The organism is Clostridioides sp. LIBA-7678, assembly GCF_056716065.1.
Genome location: NZ_CP196987.1, coordinates 2521698 through 2537080 on the forward strand (window position 1 = coordinate 2521698; position 15383 = coordinate 2537080).

The following is a 15383-nucleotide window of genomic DNA, read 5'->3' on the forward strand; positions in this document are numbered from 1 at the left end:
AATATCACACACTTTATTATGTATATATACATATAAATTCATATGCTCCCATATGATTTTTCTTTCAAATATTTTTTCAAAAAATAAAAATAACTCTCTTAATAATACTGAAGTTATATTTATTAAGAGAGTTATTTTGTTTATACAATAAATTTATTTAAGTTTTTCTTTACCTAATATATAAGTGCCCAACCCCATAAATAAAGCTCCTCCAACAATATTTCCAAGTGTCACAGCTACTAAATTATAAATAGCTCCTCCAATACTAACTGTTTTTATTGCTGATGAAAATAATGAAACACTATAAACTGTCATATTTGCTACACTGTGTTCAAAACCTGATGTTATAAAAGCAAATAAACATAAGAATATCATAATTATTTTTGCACTATCACTATTAGTTCTAAATGAACATAATACTGATACACATACTAGAATATTACATAAAATTCCTCTAAAGAAAAGAGCCATAAATGGCATGGAAGCTTTACTTGCTGCCGTATTCGCAAAAAATTCAGCTACAGGTCCTTTGTCTACTAGACCAGTTCCTACAAATATAAGACCTAAAATCAAAGCTCCAATTAAATTTCCTACCCAACTATATATCCATATCTTTGAAGTATCTTTTATACTTACACCTTTATTTAACATACCAGCAGACATAACCATATTATTACCAGTAAATAGTTCAGTCCCTGTCATTACAACCAAACTAAGTGCTATTGCAAATGATAATCCCATTACTATCTTAGTCATAGGTGAACCTGCATCAGTTAAAAGTCCTCCAATAGTAAATATTAAAAGTATACCTATTCCTACATAAAGGCCCGCAAATGCAGAAGATACTAAATATTTTACTTTACTCATATTTAATAAATTTACTTTATTTATAGCTGCGTTAGTTAATTTATCCAAAGTTTCTTTATGCATAATTCCCTCTTCCTTCTATTTAATTTTTAATTTACTCAAACATGTATTTTAATTAATTTATTAATATTTAACACCACTCCAGTATATATTTTCATACATCTTAGTTATATCTGGAAGTTGAACTCCTTCAAGTGCCCACTTTTTAAATTCCATAAATCCTGTTCTATCAATTATATATCCTATATGCTCTTTTCCCTCTGGAGCATCTTTATCTATATACTTTTCTACATATTTATAAGTATTAAGTATTATCTTTATTATGCTATCCTCATCTGCCCATAAAAGAAAATCTTCTGCTAACCTAGGATTTTTCTTTCCTGTTCTGCCCATTATGGCTAACCTATAGTACTTTTTCTCATCTCTAGTCCATGCATTTGTTGGACAATTAAGCACACATTCTCCACATCCTATACACTTATCTCCATCTCTTACGACCTTATTATTTTCTGTTTTTAATGCTCCAACAGATATTTTAGAACATTTTTTTACACATGCTCCACAATTTACGCATCTATCTTTTTCATATATTGGTAAAGCCATACCAATAATTCCAAAGTCATTCATTCTAGCTTTTATACAATCATTTGGACATCCAGTTAAAGCCACTTTAAAATGTAAATCATTTGGGAATATTGCTTTTTCTATTCTTTTAGCAAATTCAGTTGTATTATATTGCGCTTTTGGACAGACCTTGTTTCCTATACATGCGGCTATATTTCTTGTTCCTGCTGCTGGATACCCTGCATTTTTCTCATTTTGATTTATATTCATTTTTTCAATGACAGGCTGTATAATTTTATTTATTTCTTCCATATCTTCCATATCTATCCCTAATATTTCAAAGCCCTGTCTTGTAGTTATGTGTATCTGACCATTACCATATTCACTTGCAATTTTAGAAACTATAGTTAAACTTTCAGGGTCAATAAGACCACCTGGTACTCTAACTCTTAAAGAAGTTTTATATTTTGTTTTTGTAATTCTATAAGCATTTTTCATTACTTTTTTAGTATTTAAATCTCTTATCACAAATTCCGCCCCCTAATCAATAAGATTTTTAGCATATGAATAATCAAATACTGGTCCATCTAAACATATATAAGTATCATCCATCTTACAGTGTCCACATTTACCTATTCCACAACACATTTTTCTTTCATAAGAAACCCAAATATTCTTTTCATCTAAATCTCTTTTTAAAAATTCTCCTACTGTAAATTTCATCATCATTGGAGGTCCAACTACAATTGCAGAAGTATTATTTATATCTTTTATATCCAATTCTGGTATGTATTTTGTTACTAATCCTACGTTTCCATTATATCCTTCATCCGCTCCATCTACAGTAACTAAGATATCAAGTTTTTCACTCCATCTTTTTAAATCTTCTGCAAATAAAACATCTTTTGGTGATTTAAATCCTACTATTAGTTTAAATTTTTCACATTTTTCTTTATTGTTATAAAAATGTTCAACTATTCCTCTTACAGGAGCTAAAGCACTTCCTCCTGCCACTACTACAATTTCTCTTCCTTCATAAAGAGATACATCAAATCCATTTCCATAAGGTCCTCTTATAAAAAAAGAATCTCCTTCTTTATAATTAAACAACTCACTAGTAACTTTCCCTACATTTCTTATTGTAAAGTCAATATAGTCTTCTCCATACCCTGATACTGATATTGGACTTTCACCATATTTAGGTATAGATATCTCATAGAATTTTCCAGGTAATACACCTTTTGTATCGCAATTTACTCTAAAAGTCCATTCTTTATCAGTGTGTTTAGTTATATCTATTATTTTTGCACTTACTGGTATATATGAATTCATTTATATTTCCTCCTTACTAGTCACTAAATCATTTATTTTTTCTATACATTTTGAAAATGATATGTATTGTGGACAGGCATCATCACATCTTCCACATCCAACACACATATGATATCCAAATCTTTTTTTGAAATCATTGATTTTATGCATAGCTTTAAATCTCATTCTTTCACCTTGTTTTTTTCTAAAAGAATTTCCACCTGCTATATCTGTATATCCATCTACTTGGCATGAAACCCAAACTCTTCTTCTTTCACCTACGTTTTCATTTTCCTTATAAAAAATATCCTGCATTGTAAAGCATGAACATGTTGGGCATACAAAATTACATCTACCACATCCAATACATCTTGTATCATACTCATCCCATATTGAATTTCCTATCATTTCATTTGAATCAATATTCTCTGGTACATCTACAGAAATTAGATTCTCAGTTACATAATTAACATTAAATTCAGCTGGTTCTCCATTAAATACTTCAAATTCACTATCTTTTATATCTAAATATAGAGTATTTCCTTCTATATTTAGTCCAATTGAATAATTATCAGTTTTATTAGAATCCATACTTACACAAAAACAATTTCTAAAGCTTTCTTTGCATCCTACAAGTACAAACTTTACTTTATCCCTAATGTTTTTATAAAAATAGTCTTTTTCTTCTCCATTATTTAGATATATTTCATCAAGTCTCTTTATTCCATTTATGTCACAAGCTCTTAAGAAAATCAAAATTTTCTTATCGTCTAAATCGCTTTCCTTAAACTCTTTTTCAGTAAAATAAAATAAGACTTGATTTATAGGGAGTATCACTTCTTTTGGTGAGAAATTTGCCTTTTGAGCAAACTCCATTTCTTCGAAATCGTTTACCTCTTGGTATCTTATTATGTCAGTATCTGAAAAAGTACCTTTAAATGGTATTAAAACTGGTGCAAATATTTTGTAGTCTTTTTTTAGATGCTTCAGACCTTCATTGAATTTAGATGAATCTAATTTTAATTTCATTTTTATCACCTTTCTTATATTTTAATTTTACTTACTTGTTATCTTGTTTAAATCTTAACACTTTATTTTCTATACTTCTGTGATAATTGTCACAGTTTCAAAAATAAAAAAAAATATTAATAGAGTTTAGTAAACTCTATTAATATTTTTTTATTATTTATATTCTTTAATTAAAAATCTAATCATTTAAATACAAGTTTTTCAAAAGATTCTATATCCATGGGTTTTGCAAAGTAATATCCTTGTCCAATATCACAACCTGCATTTTTTAATAAATTCAGTTGACTTTCAGTTTCTATTCCTTCAGCGACAATTATCATATCTAAATCCTTACCTAATTTAATTGTATTCTTTATAATTTTTTCTCCACGTATAGATGTAATCGTCTCATTTAAAAATTCTCTATCAATCTTCAATACATCTATTGATAATTTTTTTAAAAGACTAAGAGAAGAATATCCACTTCCAAAATCATCCATAGATACAATAAATCCAATATCATGTAAATCATTTAATATATCTAAGAGAACACTTATATTAGATAAAAATAAGCTTTCAGTCAACTCAAGTTCAATGAGATATGTAGGTACATTATACTTTTTTATTAAAGACGTCAGACTGGCTACTATATTTCTATTACTTAGATGGATTCTTGAAACGTTCATAGAAATTGGTAACACTTCTAATCCATTTTCTAACCATCTTGCCATTACATTAAATACCTTATCCCAAACATATAGGTCAAGTTTTTCTATAAAACCATTTTTTTCAAATAAAGGAATAAAATCACTAGGAGGAATAATCCCTTTAGTTGGATGCATCCAACGAACAAGAGCTTCTGAGCCTATAATTTCACCTGTTTTTAGATTAAATTTAGGTTGTAAGTAAATTACAAATTCTTCATTCAAGAGTGCATTGTCCATATTATTTTCAATCTCTTTCTCACGCAATATAGAAAGCCTTATTTTATCATCATAAAAAGCTACCTTACTTTTATAATTAGTTTCTATTGTTTGGCAGGCTATCTTAGCCCTGTCAATCATTACATCAATATTGACATCATCTTTATCAATTAAGTATACACCACATTTAAGTATTATATCTATTTTGAATGTTCTTTCTTTATTTTTACTAACTGTTTCAAAAAAATCTATTGCTCTTTTTCTTAAATTTTCTATGGTATTTTTCTTTGTCATTACAATAAATCTATCATCTGATAGTCTTGCATATATCTCGTCCTTAAAAAGGCTCTTTCCTATTTGCTTTGCTATGTACTTTAGAATATTATCCCCAAACTCAAAACCAAACATATCATTTATATACTTAAACTTATCTATATTAATATAATATATAACAAATTTATCTACTCCATATTTCTCAAAAAGCTTATTAGCATCGATTTTAAACTTCAATAAACTTCTTATGCCTGTTACTTCGTCGACATAAGCTACATTTTCTAATTTTTCTACCTGTCTTTTATAATTAAAAATAAATATTGCAGAAATTATGAATACAATAAATGCTACCATTAAAATAAATACCACCATATTATGTTGTATAAAATCTAACATTGTAACTTCATGTTCTAAATATTTTGTACTTCCTGTAACTGCAATTGCCACTTCTTCTTCTGTAACTCTACTAATAGATTTATTAAGTATTGACAATAATGTTGAATTTGTTTTTCCAGAAACACCTATACCAATATCTACAACTTGATTTTCAATGGGCATAAACATAAGACCATCAAATTCGTCAGTATTAATTATATTATTTAATATATAATTACTTCCAATAAATATATCACATTCCCCTTTTTTTATGGCTTCTATACATTTGTTAGCATTTGGATAAAAAATAACATTTTGGTTCGGATAATATTCTTTTACGAATGACTCTATTCCTGTCCATTTTATCATTGCAACCTTAGTTTTTTCATCCATTCTAATAGTTCTTTTTGCTATGCCTAACATAGTAGTTTCAAGATATCCATCAGTAAACATAATGTTGTGTTCTAACTCAGTGCTCCGCGACATAAACATGTTTGCACATATGTCTGCCTCACCATTTTCAACCATTTTTAAACCTTCTGAAAAGTTTTCTACTTTTATATATTCAAATTTTAAACCTGAGTTTTTAGAAATTGATTTTAATATATCTATTGATATTCCTTTATAAGAATTTGTATTTTTATCATAAAAAGATAATGGTGATGTATCTGTACCAGATACGACTTTTACTGTAGGATGTTTCTTTATATACTCTTTCTCTTCTAAAGAAAATCCTTCTGAAGCTATTGAAGTATCTTTATAATGTTTATTAAACAAATTACCATCATAATATATATCTTCTCGCTTTATCTCTTTTAATGCATAATTTAAACCATCTAGTATCTTCTTATTACCTTTAGTCGTTGCATAATATATAGGTTCTGATGAAAAGCGTAGAGCTACCTTTGTATTTGGCATATCTCTAATACTACCTGTAAGTAACATATCAATAGTTCCTTTTTCAAGTTCTTTTTGAAGTTCTTTTGAACTTTCAATATATTTATATTTTACAGATATTTTATTTTTTTTACAGTATTCATCAAATACACTCTTAAAATGATTATCTGATACAGTCCCTACCACTTTTCCATCAATTTCCTTTAGATTATTATATGATATGCTATTGTTCCTCTCATTTACATATAATGCTCCATATTCATATCCAAAGTTTAAATCTGTATAATCATAATATTTTTCACGCTCTTCACTTTTTTGCAATGCTCCAAATATATCAATTTTTCCTTCTCTGAGCATTTCTAATCCTTGTCTCCATCCACAAGATATATATTCTAATTCCCAGTTATTTATCTTAGCTATTGCATTAAGATAATCATAGGTATATCCATACAAATTACCATCCTTTGTAACAGAGATTCCATAACTAGGCCAATATCCCACTCTCACTTTTTCTTTATTAGAATCTGCTAAAATCAAGCATGGATTTAACAAAAGTAAAAAAACAACCAAAGTAATAATAAATCTATATTTTTTCTTCATAGTCCCACTCCTTTTATGACTAAATCATATGAAGACAGTTAATTTATTTTTATTTAATTTTATGTAATATCTAATTAAAGTGCATAAACAATCGTTTATATTTGAAAACTTAAATAGAATCATTAAATATAATAAATCTGTCCTTTCCTCGATGTTTTGAATAATAAAGTGCCTTATCTGCTTTTTTATACAACTCAATAAAGGTTATTCCATGATTTGGCATAACAGATATGCCTATACTACAAGAAACTTTATACGACTTATTTTCTCCAGTATAATAATTTCTAAATGCATTACATAACTCAATTGCTTTATTTTCAATGTGTTTTGTATCTTTTATATTTTTCATAAAAACTACAAACTCATCTCCACCAATACGTCCAATTATATCATCTTCTCTAAAAATAGAATTTAATTTTGTTGAAACTTCAACCAAAACTTTATCACCAAAAATATGACCTAGACTGTCATTGATAGATTTAAAATCATCTAAATCAATAATAAAAAATGCATGTACACTGTCTTTTGTACTTTCTAAGCTAATAAATCTCTTTATTAAAATTTCTGTTGTTCCTTTATTATAAATTCCTGTTAAGATGTCACGTTCAGCTTTAAATTTAAGCTCCATCTCGTCTTTTTTCTGCTTGTCTATATCTTTAATATATGCAAACCCTTTAATCTGATTGGATTGAAGTTCTTTAAATAAATGCATTGTGCATAGCTCCCACAAAAGCTCTCCATTATTGTCATATCTACGATATTCCAGTTTTAACTCATTTACGCCTCTGCTATATGAATCCAAAACATTTTCAAGATGAAACATATTTTTAAAATTTTCCTTATCTGAAATAAATATTATATCATCAGCAATATTCTTCATTACATCAGAGTAATTGCCATCAATCCTTAAATTTAAATTATTATTAGAATCTATATTATTTGATATAAGTTTATCTTGAGAAAAATTAACTTCATATATTGCAATTGCTTCAGATAACATAGCTTTTCGATACTGTTCTTCTTGATTATATTGCATTTCAATTTTTTTCTGCTCATTTATATCTTCCAACAATCCTATTGCTTTAATTGACATATCTGTTTCACTAAATATATTAGTTAAAGTCATCCTATTCCATATGTATTCGCCACTAACTTGTTTTATTTTTATCACAGACACTACACTTTCTTCACCTTTTTCGATTTTATTAAAAGATTCCTCAAAAATATCAATAAAGTCATTATGTATTATTTTTGAATTAACAAAATATTCTATTGAGTTTTTGACATTTTTCGTTAATCCATATATTGAAGAAACATCACTAAAATTGTGTATAGACTTCGTTTTAACATCATAGTCGAACACTATATTAGAAGTCTTAAATAAAGCAATCCTAAGCCTTTCTTCATTAATTTTCAAATCTTCTTCTGTTCTTTTTAAATCTGTTATATCAACTAATACACAATAAAAATACTCTTTTCCATCAGAATCTTTTATAAGTTCACACTTATTTACAACCCATACAAAATTTCCATTTTTAGTAATCATCCTATATTCTACTTCAACTACTTTTGACTTCAACAGTTGAAATTCAAACTCTTTCTTTACTCTATCTATATCACCTTTGTAAATTACATCATAAAAATTATTGTCAAATATGGATTTTATCTCTTCTTTAGTGTACTCAAAAAGGTCTATAAAACCATCACTTAAAAATACAAATTCATATTTTTCTCCTATTGTACACTTAAAGACTCCTCCAGGTATATTATTAGTAAGTGAAGATATTTCTAAATTAGCCTTCACAATTCTATCTTTTGACTTTTTTTCCTTATAAAATACAATTAAAATTAAAACTAAAAGTGATATGAAATTTTTAAGTGTTAATATAATTGCAAGTTTGTTTATTTCTGAAATATCTTTCAGTACTAAAGATTTTGGAATAAAAGATAAAGTATACCAATCATTTATGCCAACTTGAGCATATATAGCATATCTATCTTTTCCATTAAACTTATATTCTATGAATCCACTTTTCTTGTTTGATATATCTCTGCTAAATTTCTTATAATTATAATCTTCTCCAAAAGAAATTGAATTGAAAAAATCACTAATATTATCTATGTCATCATTAGTTTTTCTTTGAGTAGACTTTAAGATAAGTTTTCCTGACTTTTCAAAAACATAAGTATGTCCTTCTCCATTAAAACTATTTCCATCTATAAATTCACTTAATCTGCTTGTATAATAAGACCCATACAATACCCCTATTACTTCATCATTTTTATATATTGGAGATGCTACCATAAAACTACTTTCATTACTTGCAGGTGAACTTATAATTTCAGAAATATTACTCTCACCTTTCATTGCTTTCTTAAAATAACTCTGTTGTGATATATTATCTACTTTTTTATTATCTTTATAAACAGTACCATCTGGATATGCAATATAAATTTTTTCAAAATTAGATTCTTTTGATACATCATTTAATATTTTTATTAATTCTTCTCTCCTCATGCTATCTGAATCTGAAATAGTTTTAGAAATACTATTTATAAATCGGATTAACGAATTAAGTTTGATGTTTATAGCGTTTGAACTTTGTAATGCTAGTTCTTCTAAATGCATTTTTTTATTTTTTTCTACTAATGAATTAACATTACAAGTGAAATCCCAAAGCGAAATCATCACAAACATACATATAAAAATAAAACCTAGAGCATAGCCTATGAACTTTTTATTTTTCATTTTAATACATCCTTTTCTTAGAAGCTGTGTTAACATATGTATATCCACTTTTTATTGTTAAACTAATTATACTATCAGAGTTCAGCTGTTTCAACAAACTTAATACAAATATTGGCGAATTACACAATAAAAAAGAATCTATAAATAGATTCTCTTAATAATGTCTTTATTTAGTTACAATTAATTGCTTTTAAAGTATTTTGATAGTTCAATTTCTTTAACATAAAAGCCTTTACTATCAATCTTTATAAGTTTTTCCTTTTGCAATACTTTTACCATTCTAGAAACAGTTTCTCTTTTACATCCAAGCATGTCAGCTAAATATGTAACTGTAATGTTTACATTTAGTAAAGTCCATTCACCACAACAAACTCCAAATTCTTTACTTAATCTATATAGTTTTGCTGCAAGCTTTTTATCTACTTTTATAGATATAGAATTTTTTAACTGTCTGTATAGACGTCTTATTCTTCTTTCCATATAAGAGATAATATCTTTTGTAAGTTGAAAATCATTTTGCATAATTTCTAAAAATTCTTCTATACTGTAATAAGCTACAATTGAGTTTTCAAATGCCTCACATCCTACAGTAGAATTTTTACTAGAATCAAAGGTAATATCATTTATAATTTCACCACTATTTAATATGAAAATTACTTTTCTCTCACCATTTTCACTTATCTTAAAAATAGACATTTTTCCATCTAAAAGTACATAAACACTGTCTAAGCTATCTTTTTCATAAAATAGAATTTCTTTTTTTTGTAATCTTTTTAGTTTAGCTTTTTCCTTAAGTTGATTCTTTGTTTTATCACATAAATTATTAAAAATCATTACTTTATCAATATTATAATCTTTTAATTTAGACATGTAATATCTCTCCATTCCTAAATTTATAAGAAAGCTCTATAAAACATTACAAATTTCTTATTTTATTCATTCTTTAAACAATTTTATAGCATTTGTTGTTTTAATTTTTCTTTCAATAGCTTCATTAGAAAGTTCTTTTACTACCTGTGTATATACTAAATCAATAATGAAAAATTGTGCTAATTTGGAAGATATTGAACCAGTTTCCAATACAGTTTCTCCTGATACATAAGATAAGTGTACATCTGAAATATCCTTTAATTCAGAGTTTTTATTTTCAGTAATTGATATAATTTTAGCATTATTATCTCTTGCAAGTTTTACAGTTTTTATGATTTCCTCAGTTTCACCAGAATGTGAAATCGCTACAATTAAATCGCCTTCTTCCATTATGGAAGACATCATTATCATTGTATGGCTACTATCAAAGCTCACACAATTAAGTCCTATTCTCATAAATTTATAGTTTGAATCCTGTGCTATTATACCAGAATATCCAATACCTATAAAATAAATTTTCTTTGCATTTATTATAAGTCTTGCACAATTGTGAACATCAGTACTATTAATTATCTCTACAGTATTCTCTAAAGTAGTTACATTTGAATTTAAAAGTTTCTTTGCTGTATCCAAAGCTGGTTCATCATTTTGTATATTTTTATTTATAATATTTTTTTTGTTCATGGTTGATATCTCTTGTGCTAAAGTTACCTTGAAATCTTGTAACCCACTAAAGTTCATCTTTTTTACAAATCTAGTTATAGTTGCTTCACCAATATTACTTTCTTTCGCTATTTGTGATATTGGCTTATAAAATACATCCTCTATATTCTCTTTTATATAAGTTATCAATAATTTATCTGACTTTGTGACTTTAAACGTTGGTGATTCCAATTGTTCTAAAATACTCATTAAAAACCCTTCTATTCTTTATATTTTATTTAAAAAATTATATAATGCCCCAAGCATTCCTGCATCATTTTGTCTATTTGCAAATTCTACATTAGTATTTTTGTAAACTCTATCTATAAGAACCTCCTTTAATGCTTTGTCTATTTTAGGTTTTAGAAATTCCTCCTGTGCCATAATTCCACCACCTAAAATTACTACTTCTGGATTTATTACATAACATATATTTGCGATTCCAACTGCTAATGATTTTATCATATTATTGAGCTCTTTTAAACAATCTTCGTCATTATTCTTTGCTAAATCAAAAATTATTTTTCCATTTAAGTCATTTTCATTTAAACTCTTTATTTTTGCTACTTTTTTAACTAGACTACTAGTAGATGCTAACTCTTGAAAAGAACTTCCATTTATATTCATATATCCTACTTCACCAGCACTATTACTAAATCCATTTATTAGTTTATTGTTTATTATAACACAACCACCAATTCCAGTACCTATTGTCAGGCATACAGAAGATGTTGCACCCTTTCCTGCTCCAATCCACATCTCACCAAGTCCAGCACAATTAACATCATTTTCAACTTCACATTTTACATTAAATTCTTTTTCTATCTCTTTTTTTAATTCCATACCTTTATAGTTTGGAATTAGCTCTTCTAATGCAAATAATATCTTCCCCTCAATTGGGTCAACCATACCTGCAGTAGATATACATATACCACTTATGTCATTTTCTTCTATATATTTTTTCACTATCTGTTTTATTTTAGATAATATTCCTTCTCCACCTTTTTCCTTTGCTTCAGTATCCATACTTGATTTATCAATTATAAATCCATCTTCCCTAATAAATCCATATTTTATTGAAGTACCTCCAACATCTATACAAACGTAATTTTTCATAACATATCTCCATACAAATTATTTTTATAAATTAACAACTCTATTTAAAATCTTATATTACACAAATTTTTTACTTATCTTTTCCAATTCACAAATATATTTCCTTGCTTCTGATAAATCTATTGTATCACTTAATACACTTTTTTCCTTAGTTATATGATACTTATAAATATTTTTACATAAGTCCTCTCCTAGCATATTAAGACCTTCTTGAGTATAATGAACATCGTCAATAGTTAAGCCTTTATCATGAAATTGCATAGCAATTTTACTTCCCACACACAGTATATCACATTCATTACAAGCAGATTCTTGAGCTGCTGCAATTCGTCTAGTTCTAATAAAATATTCATCTTCTCCAAGCCAATAACCAGTTAAGCTTACAAACATTTTATCAATCATACATTCTTTTTTAAGTCTATACGCAATCTTTTTTAAACTTTCTTTATAGTATAAGGCATCGCTACCATATTTTGCATCACTTTCACCTTGAATCCAAATAACATACTTACTTTGTATATTATAATGTTTACTTAAAGTACTACATCCTGCATTAAATTTTTCTATAGTATCATTTAGAAACCAGTTATTATCATGATTCCAATTTTTTATTCTTGACCCATCTTTTGCATTATGAATAAAACAAACTTTATTTCCAGTGAACTTATTCCATTCATTTGAAAATGCAGGTGCTATAGTACCATCACCTTCTGAAGTCTCTAGCTCACACCTCATATTTATAATTTCATCAGTACTCAAATATTCAAAACAATTTTCATTAGGAATAACACTCTCTTTTTGATTTCCTAATCCTCTGGCATTACTTTGTCCTATTAATAAAAATACATCTATATTTTCCATGATTTAACTCCTCTATAAAATTTTAACTTTTTGATTACATCCAATTTTCATTATAAAAAACTAAGGCTGAAAATAGTAATCTAACTAAAATTTACGAAATATCACTAATCGCTGAAAGTTAAATCACTATTTTCAGCCTTAGTGGTTGTATAAATCCTCATTATCTAACCAAAACCTTAAAAATAGCTTTTTTGATATTTTCTTTTTCTAAAACTTTTATTGCTGTCATATGGGCATCTTCTGGATAACACACTAAGAAATCATTTTTTCTAAGTTCTACATATCCATTGTTTTTACCATCAAGGGGTAAAAAATCTCCCTCTTCTTCATATGGTTTTTGCTCTAAATTTTCTATAAAATTTAAGTCTATTCTTTCACATCCATCAAGCATTAAGTGTACATCTATATACTTCTTATGAGCTTCCCAGAATCTTTCTTCTTTTTCGCAAGTTTTATACTCTACAATATTCACAAAACTATCATCACCATCTATTGTATAAGTACCTTTTTCATAATCTATTAATGAATTCTCTTTAGCATATTCGAAACATCTAAGTAAATCTTCATGTAATGTTGAATATGTCTTACTATGATTTATATTTCCAAATATCATAAGCATTGTCTCCCTATATAATTTTAAATACATTTTTTTATACTTTTACATATAAATTGTATTCTACAGTCCTATAGAGTAACTAAATTATTTATCTAATCACTCTATAAGACAATTTATCATTTAAACATCATATTATTTTTCATAATAAACAGTAGTTTCAGCTCTTGGTAAAGATACTTTTGCTTTAACCTTAGCTTCTATTGCACTAACTATTGTACCTACTACAACAGAAGTAGTTATTGTTATTAAAGAATATGCCCAAGAAGTTACTTCTGGCATACGATATTTTAGATAAACAACCAAAATTGCTGATATTATAAATCCAACATAAGCTCCCATTTTAGTTGCCTTTTTACAAAATGCTCCAAGCACAAATACTCCTGCCAGAACTCCTAAAACTAGTCCCATGAAACTATTGAACCATTCATATGCTGACTTTATTTCTCCATTTGCTAAGATTATTGCAACGACTATAGAAAGTATACCTACACCTAATGATATATATTGTGCTATCTTAGTTTGTCTTTCCATACTTATATCTTTTGTTATTATAGTTTGTATATCTAAAGTCCAACTTGTAGCAACTGAGTTAAGTCCTGTTGATAAAGTTGATTGAGATGCTGCATATATTGCTGCAAGTAGTATTCCTGTTATACCTACTGGTAATTCATAAGCTATATACGATGCAAATACTTGGTCTTGCTGAACTGTTTGAGCTAAATCTGGATTTTGAGTATAGTATATAAATAAACAAGTTCCAATTAGATAAAACACAGTTGCAAGTCCCATTGATAAAACACCATTTCCATATGTCATTTTGTTAAGTTGCTTTATATCAGTTGTTGTAGTAAATCTTTGAACTATATCTTGACTTGATACATATGATGAAAAAGTATTAAGACCAGCTCCAACAAATATTATAAATGCACTTGTAGATAGTATATTTTTATCAAACATAACTTCATTAGTTGCTAAGAATTTATGTCCACTTGTAAGTGTATCCATCACTGTTCCAAAACCACCATTTATACTTGCTATTAAATAGAACAATGTCCCTGTAACACCTACTATTAGTACCATCCCTTGTATAAAATCGGTCCATAAAACAGCCTTTAATCCACCTGTATATGAATAAATTATTGCTATTACGCCCATAACTACTATCAATACATTTACAGGTATTCCTGTAAGACCAGCTAGAACCACTGATGGAAGATACATTATGATAGACATACGTCCTATTTGATATATTATAAACATTAAAGCTCCAATTACTCTAAGACCTTTACTTTCGTATCTCATTTCTAAGTATTCATATGCTGTATCTATTTCTAGCCTACTGTACAAAGGCAAGAAAAATTTTATTGTCAAAGGTATTGCTATAAACATACCTAATTGTGCAAACCATAAAATCCAAGTTCCACCATAAGAATTTCCTGCTAATGATAAAAACGATATTGGACTTAATAATGTGGCAAATATTGATACTGATGTAACCCACCAAGGAATAGTCCCATCACCTTTGAAGAACTCTTTTCCTTTCATTTCCTTTTTTGAAAATAACAACCCTGCAAATAAAACTGCCAATAAGTAAACTACCAGTATTGCAAAATCTATCCAAGTAAATCCTACCATTTTACTAATCCTCCCA

General features: G+C 27.4%; 12 protein-coding genes. All 12 read right to left on the reverse strand.

Going from position 1 to position 15383, the window contains the following annotated elements; all coding sequences use genetic code 11:
• Positions 1-153: 153 nt before the first annotated feature.
• The 12 genes from ACTG46_RS12150 to ACTG46_RS12205 all read right to left on the reverse strand — a co-directional run bounded on the left by ACTG46_RS12150 (position 154) and on the right by ACTG46_RS12205 (position 15367).
• Positions 154-930, reverse strand: coding sequence for a formate/nitrite transporter family protein (locus tag ACTG46_RS12150; protein ID WP_054270692.1), 777 nt, complete (start codon positions 928-930; stop codon positions 154-156).
• A 60-nt stretch (positions 931-990) separates the two neighbouring features.
• On the reverse strand, positions 991-1959 hold the full coding sequence (asrC, locus tag ACTG46_RS12155; protein WP_479922886.1) for a sulfite reductase subunit C: 969 nt from the start codon (positions 1957-1959) through the stop codon (positions 991-993).
• Between the two features lie 12 nt (positions 1960-1971).
• On the reverse strand, positions 1972-2763 hold the full coding sequence (gene asrB, locus ACTG46_RS12160) for an anaerobic sulfite reductase subunit AsrB (protein ID WP_054270694.1): 792 nt from the start codon (positions 2761-2763) through the stop codon (positions 1972-1974).
• A complete protein-coding gene (asrA, locus tag ACTG46_RS12165) occupies positions 2764-3771 on the reverse strand; it encodes an anaerobic sulfite reductase subunit AsrA (RefSeq protein WP_479922887.1) in 1008 nt (335 codons plus the stop codon). It abuts the gene before it with no gap.
• A gap of 182 nt (positions 3772-3953) precedes the next feature.
• Positions 3954-6818 (reverse strand): EAL domain-containing protein, encoded by a 2865-nt coding sequence (locus ACTG46_RS12170; protein WP_054270696.1) that lies wholly within the window; start codon positions 6816-6818, stop codon positions 3954-3956.
• 109 nt (positions 6819-6927) lie between these two features.
• Positions 6928-9567 (reverse strand): diguanylate cyclase domain-containing protein, encoded by a 2640-nt coding sequence (locus ACTG46_RS12175; protein ID WP_219673332.1) that lies wholly within the window; start codon positions 9565-9567, stop codon positions 6928-6930.
• A gap of 180 nt (positions 9568-9747) precedes the next feature.
• Positions 9748-10437: a Crp/Fnr family transcriptional regulator gene (locus ACTG46_RS12180; protein WP_479922888.1), complete on the reverse strand. Its 690-nt coding sequence runs from the start codon at positions 10435-10437 to the stop codon at positions 9748-9750.
• Positions 10438-10503: 66 nt separating this feature from the next.
• Positions 10504-11349 carry a MurR/RpiR family transcriptional regulator gene (locus tag ACTG46_RS12185; protein WP_054270699.1) on the reverse strand — a complete coding sequence of 282 codons (846 nt, stop codon included), beginning with the start codon at positions 11347-11349 and terminating at the stop codon, positions 10504-10506.
• An 18-nt stretch (positions 11350-11367) separates the two neighbouring features.
• Positions 11368-12255: an ROK family protein gene (locus ACTG46_RS12190; RefSeq protein ID WP_054270700.1), complete on the reverse strand. Its 888-nt coding sequence runs from the start codon at positions 12253-12255 to the stop codon at positions 11368-11370.
• A 57-nt stretch (positions 12256-12312) separates the two neighbouring features.
• Complete coding sequence (locus ACTG46_RS12195; RefSeq protein ID WP_054270701.1) at positions 12313-13116, reverse strand: sialate O-acetylesterase; 804 nt, start codon at positions 13114-13116, stop codon at positions 12313-12315.
• Positions 13117-13276: 160 nt separating this feature from the next.
• Positions 13277-13729 carry a NanQ anomerase/TabA/YiaL family protein gene (locus tag ACTG46_RS12200; RefSeq protein WP_479922889.1) on the reverse strand — a complete coding sequence of 151 codons (453 nt, stop codon included), beginning with the start codon at positions 13727-13729 and terminating at the stop codon, positions 13277-13279.
• 135 nt (positions 13730-13864) lie between these two features.
• Positions 13865-15367, reverse strand: coding sequence for a sodium:solute symporter family protein (locus tag ACTG46_RS12205; RefSeq protein ID WP_054270703.1), 1503 nt, complete (start codon positions 15365-15367; stop codon positions 13865-13867).
• Positions 15368-15383 lie beyond the last annotated feature (16 nt).